The sequence below is a fragment of the Serratia sp. NPDC087055 genome (assembly GCF_044900985.1).
In the GTDB taxonomy this organism is placed as follows: domain Bacteria; phylum Pseudomonadota; class Gammaproteobacteria; order Enterobacterales; family Enterobacteriaceae; genus Serratia.
Genome location: NZ_JBJDOG010000020.1, coordinates 1 through 1,009, shown reverse-complemented (window position 1 = coordinate 1,009; position 1,009 = coordinate 1). Strand labels below are relative to the sequence as shown.

The window sequence follows — 1,009 nt, the reverse complement described above, 5'->3', positions numbered from 1 at the left end:
GTCAGGAATGGCCTTCTACACGACAACTTGCCGATGCCCATGACATCAGTATCTACAAAGCCCGGCTCCTGCTTTTGGATATGGTCAAGAATGACCAGGCCACTGTTTGTAGCCCAAAAGTAAATAGCACCTTACGCTGGTATCCGCTTACGCAAAAATGACGTCAACAAACACCGGCTAACAGAGGAGAACGCAGTTGCCTACCACCTTTAATATTTTTGTGACCGGCATTGTATTCCTGTCGCTGTTCTTGTTTTGGGTCATATTTTTGGCGCAAGCAAAAACTATCACCACCACGCCAGCCTTTTATGCCATGGCAGCAGGCGAAGTTTTACTTGCCCTTCCAGTGATTTACTCCCCCGGTTTCTGGCTCTCAGAGGCAACGCATCGCATTGTCGGTCTCGGTATCGGACTTCTGTATTTGTTTTCCTGTCTGCAGTTGCGTTTCGAGCGACGCACATTACCATGGACAATAAATATCCTTCTGTTGTTGGTTGTCATTCAAGCATTTGTCGCGCTGCAGCAACTTTTTATCCCCGCCACCGCATGGGCGCCTTTATACGGTAAACGGATATATGGCACCTTCTTCCAGCCTAATGTCCTGGCCAGTTTTATTGCCACCGGGCTGGCGCTGGCATTGATGCTGTTTCTGCTACCTGCTTTTTCCCTGACACGAGCCAAATATGAGCGATTACGCCTGACAGGGCTCGCCTTTACATTGGTGGTCTTGTCGGCGCTGCTGGTCTGGGGGCAATCCCGTGCCGGCTGGCTCGGTGGCATTATGGTATTGCTGCTATTTATCGGACGGTTTGGCCGGGTATATCCCACAGGCAGTGCGCTGGCCTGTGCCGCGATACTGACTGGGGTATTAGTGGGGTTGGGGGGATTGTGGTTTGGTGGTGAAACCATCGTGTCCATCAGCCATGAACAGAGCAATCAGGCCCGCTGGACCATGCTGCGGGATACGTTGTCCATGATAGCAGACAAACCGTTGCTGGGATGGGGATAT

The 1,009-nt window shown here is 51.4% G+C and carries 1 protein-coding gene; it reads left to right on the top strand.

Translation table 11 applies throughout. From position 1 onward, the window contains the following. Window positions 1–196: 196 nt before the first annotated feature. Window positions 197–1,009, top strand: an 813-nt coding sequence (locus ACI2J2_RS24595) for an O-antigen ligase family protein (RefSeq protein ID WP_404761057.1), incomplete at its 3' end; no start/stop codon positions are given.